A 13,519-nucleotide genomic window follows, 5' to 3' on the forward strand; every position below is an offset into this window, starting at 1 on the left:
CAGCGGTGCTTCGCCATGCCCCCGACGTGCCAGCCGGCCCAGAGATCCCGAGAAGGAACATGTCCCACGACGCACTGAACTCCCCTGCCCGCCCAGCTCTGCGGCTGGACCTGACCCAGGCCCAGCGTGGCATCTGGTATGCGCAGAAGCTGGCACCGGAGAATCCGATGTTCCAGATCGGTCAGTTTGTTGAGATCACCGGTCCGTTGGACCATAATGTCCTTGCGGCCGCCCTGAAGCAGGGGGTTGCAGGCACCGAGGCCCTCACCATGGCCTTCAGCGAGGACAAAGACGGGCCGTTCCAGTACCCGCGTCCGCGGCCGGCCGTTCTTGATGTCACCGATCTGGCCGGCGCTGCAGACCCGGAAGCACAGGCCCGGGCCCTCATGGACGCCGACCTGGCACTCCCCCGGGATCCTTTATCGGAGCACCTGCTCCATACAGAGCTCATCCGCCTCGCGCCCGAACGTCATTTCTTCTACCAGCGCGTGCACCACCTCCTGCTGGACGGCTATTCCGCGGTCCTGGTCCTGCGACGGGTGGCTGAGCTCTACAACATCCTCCTGGCGGACGACGGCGGCGGGCAGGCCACCGGGGAAGGTCCGGGCTTTGCACGGTTCACGGATCTCCTGGCGGCTGAGGCGGGTTACGCCGGGTCCGACGGCGCCGCGGCCGACCGCGCCTTCTGGGATGCCGAGCTTACCGGGGCGCCTCCTGCCACAGGCCTGGCCGGGCGGCCCAACGGTGCCGCGGGGTCGCTGATCCGGGCTTCGATGGTCCTCCCACCCGCCGCGGCCACGGCCCTCGAGGGTGCGCCGGCAAGCGCGCCGGCGCTGATCCTGACTGCCGCGTCCCTGTACCTGCACCGGATCACCGGTGAGCGCACCGCCTCGGTGGCATTGCCCGTCACGGCCCGGCGCGGACATCTGGCGAAGTCAACGCCGTCCATGCTGTCGAACATCGTTCCCGTCAAGCTCACCGTGGACCCCGGCGAAACCATTACCGCCACCGCGGCCGCGGTGGGACGCAGCCTCCGCGGCGCACTGGTCCACCAGCGCTTCCGCTATGAGGACCTGGACACCGGAGGCGGTTACCTCGGCCCTTCGGTCAACATCCTGCCCGTCCTGGACGCGATCTCCTTCGGCGAGGCCCGGGGCGCGATGAACATCCTCTCCACCGGGCCCGTCGACGATCTCTCCATCGTGGTCCACGGCCTCGGCGCCGGCGGTGCAGCACCGCAGCCCACAGTCCAGTTCGAAGCCAACGCGGCGATGTACACGCAGGATGTGCTGGCCGGCCACCTTGACCGCTTCGTACGCCTGCTGGAACATGTGGCCACCCGCCCGGACGCGGTGGTGGCTGACCTGCCGGTGACCACCCCGGCCGAGGAACAGCAACTCCTCGCCGCGGGCCAGGCTCACGGCCAGCGCCTGCCGGGTCACACCGTCGTGGAGGAATTCCAGCAGAACGCGGCGGCACAGCCGCATCAGACGGCCATTGTGGCGCCGGATGGGACTCTCACGTTCGCCGAACTCGAGTCCCGTTCAAACCAACTGGCCAGGTTCCTTTCCGGGCACGGCGCAGGTCCCGGCAGCACGGTGGCGGTGCGGCTGGACCGCGGCCTGTTGCTGCCGATAGCGCTCATGGCCATCCTCAAGTGCGGCGCCGCCTATCTTCCGCTGGATCCGGACTACCCCGTGGGCCGCGTGGAGGGAATGCTCGAAGACGCTGCACCCCTGAGGCTCCTCACCTCGGCAGCGTTTACGGCGGCAGGGTCCGGGGCGGGGAGCGCGCCGGCACCGGGATACGAGGAGTTGGCCACGGACGTCCCGGTCACGGTCCTGGACTCTGCCCTGATGGAGGCCTGCCTCGCCGGCAAGGACGGTTCGGCTCTCCCGTCCGCCACCGGCCAACAGGATCTCGCGTACGTCATATTCACGTCCGGCTCCACGGGCCGGCCCAAGGGCGTCGGTGTCGAACACCTGGCCCTGCTGAACCTCTACACCTCCCACCGCGACACCATCTTTGCCCCGGCGGAGGCCCGGCTGGGCCGCAAGCTGAGGGTGGCGCACACCGCGGGGCTGTCCTTTGACGCGTCATGGGACCCCATCCTGTGGCTGGTGGCAGGCCATGAACTTCACCTCGTGGACAACGCGACCCGGCGGGACCCTGAGGCACTCAGCGCCTATCTGGCCGAGGCCGGCATTGACTCCGTCGAGACCACGCCCTCTTTCGCCAAGGTACTGGTGGCCGGCGGACTGTTCGACCAGGAACGGCATCCGTCTGTGGTGGCACTGGGCGGCGAGGCTGTGGACACCCAACTGTGGGAAGACCTGGCAGGCCGCAACGGCGTTGTCGCCTACAACTTCTACGGCCCCACCGAAACCACCGTGGACTCGCTCACCGCGGTCATGGAAGTTGGCACCGCACCCACCCTGGGCGGTTCGGTGGCAAACACCCGACACTACATCCTGGACTCCGGTCTGAACCCGGTTCCGGACAATGCCGTGGGCGAGCTCTACGTTGCCGGCATCAACCTTGCCCGCGGGTACCTGGACCAGCCCGGGCTCAGCTCAGAACGCTTCGTGGCGGACCCTTTCGCGCTGGACGGCTCGCGGATGTACCGCACCGGAGATATTGTGCGCCGCCGGGATGACGGCACCCTTGAATTCCGGGGGCGGCTGGATGCCCAAGTCAAGATCCGGGGATTCCGCGTTGAACCCGCCGAGATCGAACAGGTGCTGCGCGCCCTGCCAGGCGTAGACCAGGCAGCCATCACCGTAGGTACCAACCGGGCCGGCTATGACCAGCTCCTGGCGTATGTCACGCCGGCGCCCACGGAGGACGGCGGGCCGCAGGAACCGCTGGACACCGCCGAGCTTCGGCGCCAGGCACGGCGCAACCTGCCCGACTACATGGTGCCCGCCGCCGTCACCAGCATCCCTGCCCTGCCCCTGACACCCAACGGAAAGCTGGACGTCCAGGCCTTGCCTGTACCGGAACAGGACACCTCCGCCGCTACCCCGCGTAACGAGCCCGAACGGATCGTTGCCGCTGCGTTCCGGGACGTTTTGGGCCTCGACTCGGTGGGGCTGGAGGACGACTTCTTCGACCTGGGCGGGCACTCACTGCTGGCCACCCGGCTGGTGGCCTTGCTGCGGGACCGGACCGGTACGGCTCCCGCGCTCCGCACAGTCTTCGAGAAGACAACGGTGGCGGCCCTCGCCGAAACCCTGGACCTGGGTACGGCTCCGGCCCAGCCGCTGGCTGCCGCCACCCGGCCGGCAGTCCTGCCGCTGTCGTTCGCCCAGCGCCGGCTATGGTTCCTGAACCGGCTGGATCCGGCGGCCGGGACGTACAACATCCCGGTGGTCCTGGACCTGCGCGGGGCCCTGGATGTCACAGCCCTGGCTGCTGCCCTCGGCGAAGTGACCGCCCGCCACGAGACGCTCCGCACGGTGTTCCCCCTGGTTGACGGCGAACCCGCCCAGCACATCCTGCCGCCGGCAGAGGGGCGGCCGTCCTTGGTTGCCGTGGAATGCTCCAGCGCAGCGCTGCCCGCCGCGCTTGCTGCGGAGACGGGGCGCGGGTTCGACCTGGCCCGGGACCTGCCGCTGCGCGCGGTCCTCTTCCAGCTGGCGCCGGACCACCACGTCCTCGCGGTCACCCTGCACCACATCGCAGCCGACGGCTGGTCCCTGGCTCCCCTGGCCAGGGATCTGTCGGCCGCGTACAACCACCTCGCCGCGGGCAGGGACGTGGACCTGCCGCCGCTGCCCGTTCAGTACGCCGACTACACGCTCTGGCAGCGCTCCGAACTGGGCAGCGAGTCGGATCCGGAAAGCCCCATCTCGCGGCAACTGGAGTTCTGGGCGCGCGAACTGCGCGGCGCCCCGGAGGAACTGCTGCTGCCGTTCGACCACGCCCGCGGCACCCGGACTGACGCTGCGCACCCAGGCGGCGGTCCGGCGTCGTCCGTTCACCTGAACATCGGCCGCGAAACGGCGGAGCAGCTCAACGCCCTGGCCCGGGAGCACAACGCGAGCCTGTTCATGGTGTTGCAGGCAGCCTTTGCAGCACTGCTCACCAAGGCCGGAGCCGGCGACGACATTCCGTTGGGCACCCCAGTGGCCGGCCGGACGGACACCCAGCTGGACAGCCTGGTGGGCTTCTTCGTCAACACGCTGGTCCTGCGCACGAACACCTCCGGCAACCCCACCGCAGGTGAACTCGTGGAGAGCGTCCGCTATACCAACCTGCATGCCTACGCCAACCAGGATGCGCCCTTCGAGCGGGTGGTGGAGGAGCTCAACCCTTCCCGCTCGCAGCACCGGCACCCCCTGTTCCAGGTCATGCTGACCCTTCAGAACACCGCCACCACCCAACTGGCCATGGACGGCCTGGAAGCCACGGCGGACCAGGCCCGGGAGGCGGCCGGAGCCAAATTCGACCTGCTCCTGGACCTCGCCGAAAGGTCCGGCGGCCTCACCGGATCCCTCGCCTACGACCCCGCCCTCTTCAACGCGGACACCGCCCAACTGCTGGCCGACGGCTTCCTGGCCGTTGTGGACCAGTTCGCCGCGGACCCCACCGTCACTTTGGACAGGCTGCGGATCCAGTCGCCTGAACAGCAGGCCCTGGTGCTGGCGCACAGCGCCAGCGGCACCGCGTACAGCCCAGGGGACGGGACAGGCCAAACGGTAGTGGATGCCTTCCTGGCCACCGCCGCCAGGACCCCATCTGCGTCCGCCGTGGTGGACGCAGATGGCCCGGCCGCTGGCCTCACTTTCGGCCTGCTGCGGCAACGCGTGGAGTCTGCGGCCAAGGGCCTGGTGGCGCTGGGTATCCAGCCCGGCGACAGGGTGGCCGTGGCCCTTCCCCGCACGGCAGATGTGGCCACGGCCGCGCTCGCGGTCCTTGCTGCGGGAGCGGTGTACATCCCGGTAGACCTCACCTACCCGGCCGAACGGATCGCCATGATCCTCGACGACGGCGGCCCCGCGATGGTGCTCGCCGCACCCGCGGGCCCGGGCCAGGCGGGCCCCGTTCCGGCCGCCCGGACAGTCACCCTGGAGATGCTGATCTCCGCCGGAACGGGCGTCGCTGACACAGACCTGGCCGGGCGACGGCCCGCACCGGAAGACCTCGCCTACGTCCTCTTCACCTCGGGGTCAACAGGCCGGCCGAAAGGTGTCGCCGTATCCCACGGTGCACTGGCAAACCTCTACTCCCACCACCTCCGGACGCTCTATGCCCCGCGGTTCGAGGCAGCCCGGGGCGCAACGGTGTCCGTGGCCCACATCGCTGGGCTCGGATTCGACGCAGCCTGGGACCCCATGCTGTGGCTGGTGGCCGGCGCCGAACTTCACATCGTGGCCGACGCCGTGCGCACCGACGCCCAGGCGCTGGCGTCCTACTGCCAGGACCACGCCATCGGAGTCCTGGAAACCACCCCCTCCTACGCGGGCCAGCTCCTGCAGTTCGGCCTCGGTGCGGAGCCGGTTTCCCAAACCGAAGGTACCGGGCAGGCACTGCCGCTGCTGTTGCTGCTGGGCGGCGAAGCCGTGCCTGCCGGGCTATGGGCAACCCTGTCCGGCATGCCCGGCGTGGACGCCTGGAACTTCTACGGGCCCACCGAATTCACCGTGGATTCCGCAACCGCGCGGATCCAGGGGCCCCGGCCCACCATCGGCACGGGAATCGCCCACACCGCCACCCTGGTCCTGGACCAGCACCTGGCCCTGGTACCCCTGGGCGTCCCGGGAGAGCTGTACCTGGCCGGAGCCGGAATGGCCCAGGGCTACCACCAGCGACCCGGCGAAACAGCGGCCCGGTTCGTGGCCAACCCCTACGCCACCGACGGCAGCCGGATGTACCGCACCGGCGACCTGGTGCGGCGAACCAGCGACGGGACCCTCGAATTCGTCGCCCGCAACGACGAGCAGGTGAAGGTCCGCGGATTCCGGGTGGAACCGGGTGAGATCGAGGCTGCACTTGGAGCCCACACACTGGTGGACCGGGCCGTGGTTCTTCCCGACGGCGAACCGGCACACCGGCTGATCGCCTACTACACCGGAGCCGCTGCACCGGAGGACCTCCGGGCGCACGCTGCGGAACGGTTGCCGGACTACATGGTCCCGGCCATCCTCATGCCCATCCCGGACATACCGCTGACACCGCACGGCAAGCTGGACCGCAAAGCCCTGCCCGCGCCCGCCGCATCAACAGCCGGGATGGGAGCAGCACCGCAGACCCCGGACGAGCACGCCATGGCCGCCGTTTTTGCCGCCGTCCTGGCCGTGGACAACGTCTCCATGGGCGACGACTTCTTCGCCCTGGGCGGGCATTCACTGCTGGCCATCGACCTGATGGGCAGGATCCGGACGGCCTTCGGCCGGGAACTTCCCTTGCGCACCCTGTTCGACGCCCCCACCCCGGCCGGGCTGCTGGCCGCGCTGCGGCCCGGAACGGCAGACGCCGGGACGGACACCGTCGCCGCCGGAGACGCTGACGGGCCCGGCATGGCCGCGAACGCTGGAACCGCCAGCATGCCGCTCGGCGAATGGCTGGACACTGCTGGAGCCACCCGGCCGGAGCACCTGGAACTGTCCCACGCGCAGGCACGCATGTGGTTCCTCAACCAGCTTGATCCAGGCGCTGCCGACTACAACATCTCCCTGGCAGTGCGGCTGACCGGCACCCTCGACGAACAGGCCCTGGCCTCCGCCGTGAAGGCACTGTTCCACCGGCATGAGGTCCTCCGGACGGTATACCCGGAGACCGGCGGCGTCCCCGGCCAGCACATCCTTTCCACCGGCAGCGCCGGCCACGGGTCCTCGATGAACCTTGCCGTCAGCACTGCCACATCCGAGGACAACCTCCGCGACCAACTGCAGGCACAGGCAAGCCGCGGCTTCGATGTCCGCACCGAGGTGCCGCTGCGGGCCGGTCTCATCCGGATCCACGGCGAGGCCGGTGAAGCACCGCAGGAGACAGGACCACAATGGGTGCTGCACCTGGTGATCCACCACATCGCCGGCGACGGCGCCTCCCTGGCACCGCTGGCGCGGGACCTTTCCGCGGCGTACTCAGCGGCGCTCGCAGCCGCGGACGGGGCGCCGGCCGCACAGGCCCTGGCTCCCCTGCCGCTGCAGTACGCCGAGTTCAGCTCATGGCAGCGGCAGCAACTGGCCGGGCCCGCCCTGGCTGAAAAGGTTGGCCACTGGCGGCACGCCCTCGCCGGGATCCCGCCCGAATTGATGCTGCCCGCTGACCACCAGCGGCCCCGCACCGCACGCCAACCGGGCGGCCAGGTGGGCTTCCGCGTGTCCCCTGAAAGTGTCACGGCGCTCTCAACCCTCGCGTCGTCGTCGAACGCCAGCCTGTTCATGGCCCTGCACGCCGGGCTTGCCGGCTACCTGCTCCGGACCGGCGCCGGTGAGGACCTGGTGATCGGCTCGCCCACCGCGGGCCGAGCCGATCCGCTGCTCGCCCCCATGGTGGGCTTCTTCGTGAACACCCTGCCGCTGCGCGTTAACGCCGCCGGCGACCCTGGCCTGCGCACCCTGCTGGACCGGTCCAGGGCCAGCATCCTGGACGCCTTCGACCATGACGATGTGCCCTTCGAACGGCTGGTGGAGGCAGCGGCACCGGAACGCGAACTGGGCCGCCATCCCCTGTTCCAGACCATGCTCACGGTGGACAGTGACATGCCGGCGGTCCCCCAGCTTCCCGGCGTCACGGTGGTTCCCGAGCCGGAGGCCGGAACAGGAGAGGCCAAGTTCGATCTGTCCTTCACGCTTCGGCCGGATGCCGAAGGGGGCCTGGCCGGAACGCTGGACTACAACTCCGCCATGTTCGAACCGGGCACCGCCCGGCGCCTGGCGGCAGGGTTCACTCGGTTGCTGGACCTGGCCGCCTCGGCTCCGGACATGCCATTGTCGGAGCTGCCGCTGCTGGAAGAGCACGAGGCGCGTGCCCTGGTTGCGTCAACGGCGGGCTCGCTCGCCGGAACTGCCGCCCCCGGGGCCGGCCAGGCACCCGGACAAGCCCCGGGGCCTGCCGACCAGGACATCCCGGCGGCCTTCGCGTCGGCAGTCCGTGCCACGCCGGACGCCGTTGCACTTGTGACCGACGCCGGTTCGCTTAGTTTCGCGGACCTTGCGGCGTCCGCCGGACGCGTCGCCGCCGGACTCACCGCAGCCGGCGCGGGCGGCGGCCTGGTGTCTGTCATGCTGCCCAGGTCCGCCGGCACGGTGGAGGCCCTCCTCGGAGTGGTGCTTGCGGGCAGCGCCTACAACCCCATCGATACGGCGTATCCGGACGAGCGCGTGGCCGCCATCCTCGAAGATGCCGCGCCCGAGGCAGTGCTCACCAGCTCCGCCGTGGCGCCCAGGCTCGCCGGCATCCTGGCGGGGCTGGCTGTTGAACCCCGCGTGCTCCTGATCGAAGACCTGGCCCGCACCACCGCGCAGCCGCCGGTGCCCCACCGCGTCAGGGACCCGCGTGAGCTTGCGTCGGTGATGTTCACCTCCGGCTCCACAGGCCGGCCCAAGGGCGTGGAGGTCAGCCACGGTGCCTTGGCCGCGCTGCTGGCCTCCCACCGGGAGACGCTGCTTGCCGGCATCAGCAGGCGGAAGGTGGCCCACACAACGGGCGTCGGCTTCGATGCATCGTGGGATCCCGTCCTCTGGCTGGCTGCCGGTCATGAACTGCACCTGCTCTCCGACGACCTCCGCCGGGACCCAACGGCCCTCGCCGGGTACTTCGTCCGCCAAGGCATCAGTGCCTGGGAGACCACTCCGGGTTACCTGCGCCAACTCCTGGCCGAACCGGAGTTCGCCGCCTACCTGGCCAACCACCCGGGCGGCCGGGAGGCCTTCAGCCTCGCGTTGGGCGGTGAAGCGTTCGACGCCGGCCTGTGGACGTCCTTGGCGGCGCTTCCCGGCGTCCGGGCCTGGAACCTCTACGGTCCCACCGAAGCCACCGTGGATACCGTGGTGGCAGCGGTGGCCGACAGTGATGCGCCCGTATTGGGCCGGCCCACGCCCCGTACCCGGCTCTACGTCCTGGATGACCGGCTGCAGCACGCCCTCCCGGGCGCAGCCGGCGAGCTGTATATCGCCGGCACGCAGTTGGCCCGGGGATACCGCGGACGCCCGGGCCTTACGGCTGAACGGTTCGTGCCGGACCCTTTCCACGGCGGCGGCGAACGGATGTACCGCACCGGTGACGTGGTCTACCGCCACCGGGACGGGCGGCTGGTCTTCGCCGGCCGCAACGACGGGCAGCTGAAGATCCGTGGCTTCCGGGTGGAACCCGGCGAAGTGGAATCGGTCCTGAGGGGTGCTCCGGGCGTAAGGGCCGCAGTGGTCCGGGCAGTGGGTGAAGGCAGCGCAGCGCGGCTGGCGGGCTACGTGGTCGCGTCCGGTGAGGCCGCGGAAGACCTGCCTGACGCAGTGCGCCGCCACGCGCAGGCGGCACTGCCGGACTACATGGTGCCCTCAGTGGTCATGGTGATCCCGGAAGTGCCGCTGACGCCGCACGGCAAGGTGGATGCCAACGCGCTCCCCGATGCCGCCACCGCGGCGCGCACAGGAGGCCGCGCGCCGCGGTCCCCGCAGGAGAAGACCGTGGCCGGCATCTTCGCCGAGGTGCTGTCCCTTGACCGGGCGGGCGTTGACGAGTCGTTCTTCGAACTCGGGGGCCACTCCTTCCTCGCGCAGCCGCTGGTCGCAAAGGTCAACGCTGCCCTGGGCACGGACCTGCAGGTGCAGTCGCTCTTCCGGGCGCCCACCGTGGAAGGGCTGCTGCTCGAAGCAGCCAACGGCTCGCGTGCCAGCATCGCGGACAGCCTGCGGGAGGTGCTGCCCCTCCGGGCAGCCGGGTCGAAGGCACCGTTGTTTGCCGTGCACCCGGCGTCGGGCATCGGCTGGGGATTTGCCTCCATGCTGGGGCAGCTTGACCCCGAACGGCCCCTGATCGGGCTGCAGATGCCAGGCATGGAACCAGGCCGGACCTCTCCGGTGGCTGCCACAACCCTGACGGAACTGGCTGATGACTACATTGCCCGGATCCTCACCGTCCAGCCCGAGGGGCCGTACCACCTGCTGGGCTGGTCATTCGGCGGGTATCTGGCCCACCGGCTGGCCACACGGCTGCAGGAACGTGGCCACGAAGTGGCATTCCTGGCCATCCTCGACGCCTTCCCGGACAACCAGGAAAACAACACCGCTCCCGGCGAAGGCCAGGCGCTGTGGGCGAGCTACTTGGAAGCGCAGGGCTACGACCTCACCGGGGAAAACCTGACAGGCATGGACGTGCACCGCGCCCAGGAGATCCTGCGCGCCAACCACAACCCGGTAGGAACGGTCCCCACGGATTCGGTGGAGGCCATGGCCCGGAACTTCCCGGTGCTGGCACGCCTGATCCGGGACGAACGGCCCCAACTGTTCACCGGTGACCTGCTGTTCTTCCGCGCCACGGAGCAGGTCCCGCCGGGCACTCCCGGCAGCGATGCATGGTCGCCGTTCGTCACCGGGGCCATCACCGATGTTCCTGTCGGCGAGAGGCATTCCCAGCTCCTCAGTGACCGGGCTCTCAAGACAATCATGCATTCCCTGGCCATCCACCTGGGCGGCGGAACCGAATAACAGATGATGCTCCTGTGACGCCTGGGGCCCCCGCACACCACCAAAAACGCCAGGAAAGGTCATAATGACGAACCCGTTCGATGACAAGTCCGCCACCTTCTCCGTACTGGTCAACGAGTACCAGCAGCACTCCCTCTGGCCCGTCTTTGCCGCCGTCCCCGAGGGGTGGGTGACCATGTTCGGCCCCGACAACCGGGAAGCGTGCCTTGACTACGTGTCGCGGACGTGGACGGACATGGCACCGCGCAAGGTTTCCGAGCTCGCCGCTTCGCAGTGATCCGCGTAGAGAACGTCAGCAAGAGCTTCGGCAGCTTCAAAGCCCTCGACGGGTTGACCCTGAAGGCCGGTGAGGGAACTGTTCTGGGGCTCCTGGGGCCGAACGGCTCCGGGAAGACCACCACCGTCAAGATCCTCACCACGCTGCTGGCTCCGGACAGCGGGGACGCCCGGGTGGCAGGGCACTCCGTGCTGTCGGCCCCGGACCTGGTGCGTCGCAACCTGGGCCTCTCCGGGCAATACGCGGCCGTGGACGAAAAACTCACCGCTTTCGAGAACCTGCACATGGTGGGACGCCTGTACGGCATGAACCGGCGTACGGCCTCCGCCAGGGCGTCGGAGCTGCTTGAGAATTTCAGGCTCACGGATGTGGCAACCAAACGGTCGGGAACCTTCTCCGGCGGAATGCGGCGCCGCCTGGACCTCGCGGGTGCCATCGTGGCCCGGCCGAAGGTGGTTGTCCTCGACGAACCCACCACAGGACTGGACCCGCGCGGCCGCCTGGACACATGGGATGTCGTATCCCGGCTCGTCGCCGACGGCACCACTGTGCTCCTGACTACCCAGTACCTGGAAGAAGCGGACCGGCTGGCCGACAACATAGCCGTCATCAACCACGGCAAGGTCATCGCCGAGGGGACAGCCGCAGAGCTGAAGCAAAATGCCGGAACTGAACGCATCGGCGTCGTCATGCGCCATGCTGCCGACCTGCCCGCCGCAGCCGCCGTGCTCCACGCCGCCGCCGGCCCGGACGTCCGGCCCGAGCTGGATCCGCAGAACCTGGGCGTGTCCATCGCCGCCCCGCAAGGCCACCGCACCCTGGTGCGCATCCTGACCGAACTCGACGCACAGTCCCTTGCAGTGGAAGAGGCCTCGCTCCGCAGGCCCACCCTGGACGATGTGTTCCTTAAACTGACCGGCCACGCCACCGACGCGTCCGTGACCGGCGCCGAAAAGGAGGAAGTGACCGTATGACCGCCATTACCGCAGCCGCGAGGGACAGCTCTGTCATTGCCCGCCGCAACCTCCTCAATGTCCTCCGGACCCCCGGTGCCCTGGTGACCGGCCTCGTGCAGCCCGTCATGTTCGTGCTGCTGCTCGGCTTCGTGTTCGGCGGCACCCTCGGCGGCGACCAGTACCGAAGCTTCCTGATCGGCGGAATCCTGGCGCAGACGCTCACCTTCAACGCCTCCTTCACGGCCGTGTACCTGGCCAAGGACCTGCAACTGGGCCTCATCGACAGGTTTCGGTCCCTGCCGATGTCCCGCGGCGCCGTGATCCTGGGCCGCACCACCTCCGACCTCGCCACCAGCGTGCTGTCCGTAGCGGCCACCATGCTGTGCGGGCTGGCCATCGGCTGGCGGATCACCAATGGACCCGGCCCCGCTCTTGCGGCGTTGGCCCTGCTGCTGCTCTTCGCCTTCGCTGTGTCCTGGATCGGTGCAGTGATTGCGCTGACCGCCCGCAGCGTCGAAGTGGCACAGAGCCTGGGCCTCGTGTGGCTGTTCCCCGTCACGTTCATCTCCGGGGCATTTGTCTCGGTGGATTCCCTGCCTGGCCCGCTGCGGACCATCGCCGAATGGAACCCGGTCACAGCCGTCGCCACTGCGGCGCGTGAACTGTTCGGGAATGCGGCTCCCGCCGGCTTCGGCGTTCCGGGCGGCTGGGCGGCGGATAACGCGGTGCTCTACTCGGTACTCTGCAGCGTCGGGATCATTGCGGTGTTCGCGCCGCTGGCCATTACCCAGTACCGGCGCATCAGCCGGCGATGAACGGCCGAAACCCTGCTGCCGGCACGTTTTTCCTCACCGTCTTTTCTGCAGATCTTGAGGCTGCCTGCGGACCGATTGGCGGTTTGACGGCTTGCCTCTCCCCTGCCGAAGCACAATCCGCCCGGCGCTTTGCCCGCCCCGGAGACCGCCTGGACTATCTGGCCTCCCATGCCTTGTTCCGTTTGCTTGCTGCGCACCGGCTGGGGCGGGGGTTCGCTGAGGCGCGGCAGCTGGAAGTCACCCGGTGGTGCAGCGGCTGCGGGAGCACGGGGCACGGCAAGCCGGCAGTCGCGGGGGCCAGCCTCAGCCTGTCCCGGAGCAAGGGCGCCGTAATGGTGGCCGCAGGACCTGAGGGCACCCCGGTGGGCGCGGATATCGAACGCATTCCCGACACCCTGCACAGCGGATTCGACCAGTACGTCGCGTCCGCGGCCGAACGTGGAGCGCTTGCCCCCGGTGACATACCCGCGCGGCTCCGACTTTGGGTGGCTAAGGAAGCAGTACTCAAGGCGGCCGGGCTCGGCCTCAGCGTACCTCCGGCCGAAGTTCATTTGGCCGGCGATTCGGCCAACGACGACTGCTCCACCCTCCGCGCCGAAAGCCCTGCCCACCCGCAGGTGAACGGACTGGGTGCGGTTTTCCTTCCTGCCCCTCCGGGGTACGCCGCGGCCCTGTCCGCGGCGGGGCCCACGTCACTCACCAGGCTGTCTTTGACCGATTTGCTGCCTCCACGGCCGGCAGCCTGACAGGCGGGTCCCTTCCCCGCCCGCCCCGGTGACGCTCGATGCCTCTTCCTGCCGAGTGGATTGCAGCACGCCG

The 13,519-nt window shown here is 69.3% G+C and carries 5 protein-coding genes; all 5 read left to right on the plus strand.

Going from position 1 to position 13,519, the window contains the following annotated elements; genetic code table 11:
• The first annotated feature begins 59 nt into the window (after positions 1-59).
• The 5 genes from AC1DBN_RS02245 to AC1DBN_RS02265 all read left to right on the plus strand — a co-directional run bounded on the left by AC1DBN_RS02245 (position 60) and on the right by AC1DBN_RS02265 (position 13,446).
• Positions 60-10,652 carry an amino acid adenylation domain-containing protein gene (locus AC1DBN_RS02245; RefSeq protein WP_477722500.1) on the plus strand — a complete coding sequence of 3,531 codons (10,593 nt, stop codon included), beginning with the start codon at positions 60-62 and terminating at the stop codon, positions 10,650-10,652.
• 64 nt (positions 10,653-10,716) lie between these two features.
• On the plus strand, positions 10,717-10,929 hold the full coding sequence (locus tag AC1DBN_RS02250) for an MbtH family protein (protein WP_045730439.1): 213 nt from the start codon (positions 10,717-10,719) through the stop codon (positions 10,927-10,929).
• Positions 10,926-11,903 carry an ATP-binding cassette domain-containing protein gene (locus tag AC1DBN_RS02255; protein ID WP_091719896.1) on the plus strand — a complete coding sequence of 326 codons (978 nt, stop codon included), beginning with the start codon at positions 10,926-10,928 and terminating at the stop codon, positions 11,901-11,903. The genes AC1DBN_RS02250 and AC1DBN_RS02255 overlap by 4 nt, the downstream gene beginning before the upstream one ends.
• Complete coding sequence (locus AC1DBN_RS02260) at positions 11,900-12,700, plus strand: ABC transporter permease (protein WP_091719894.1); 801 nt, start codon at positions 11,900-11,902, stop codon at positions 12,698-12,700. Before AC1DBN_RS02255 ends, AC1DBN_RS02260 begins: the two co-directional genes overlap by 4 nt.
• A complete protein-coding gene (locus tag AC1DBN_RS02265) occupies positions 12,697-13,446 on the plus strand; it encodes a 4'-phosphopantetheinyl transferase family protein (RefSeq protein WP_314213200.1) in 750 nt (249 codons plus the stop codon). The genes AC1DBN_RS02260 and AC1DBN_RS02265 overlap by 4 nt, the downstream gene beginning before the upstream one ends.
• The last annotated feature ends 73 nt before the right edge of the window (positions 13,447-13,519 follow it).

This window comes from Pseudarthrobacter sp. 10T415 (genome assembly GCF_056394175.1).

Bases quoted from the DNA above. Each gene is read 5' to 3' on its own strand.
- AC1DBN_RS02250 (WP_045730439.1), top strand. From the start codon at position 10,717: ATGACGAACCCGTTCGATGACAAGTCCGCCACCTTCTCCGTACTGGTC.
- AC1DBN_RS02265 (WP_314213200.1), top strand. From the start codon at position 12,697: ATGAACGGCCGAAACCCTGCTGCCGGCACGTTTTTCCTCACCGTCTTT.
- AC1DBN_RS02245 (WP_477722500.1), top strand. From the start codon at position 60: ATGTCCCACGACGCACTGAACTCCCCTGCCCGCCCAGCTCTGCGGCTG.
- AC1DBN_RS02260 (WP_091719894.1), top strand. From the start codon at position 11,900: ATGACCGCCATTACCGCAGCCGCGAGGGACAGCTCTGTCATTGCCCGC.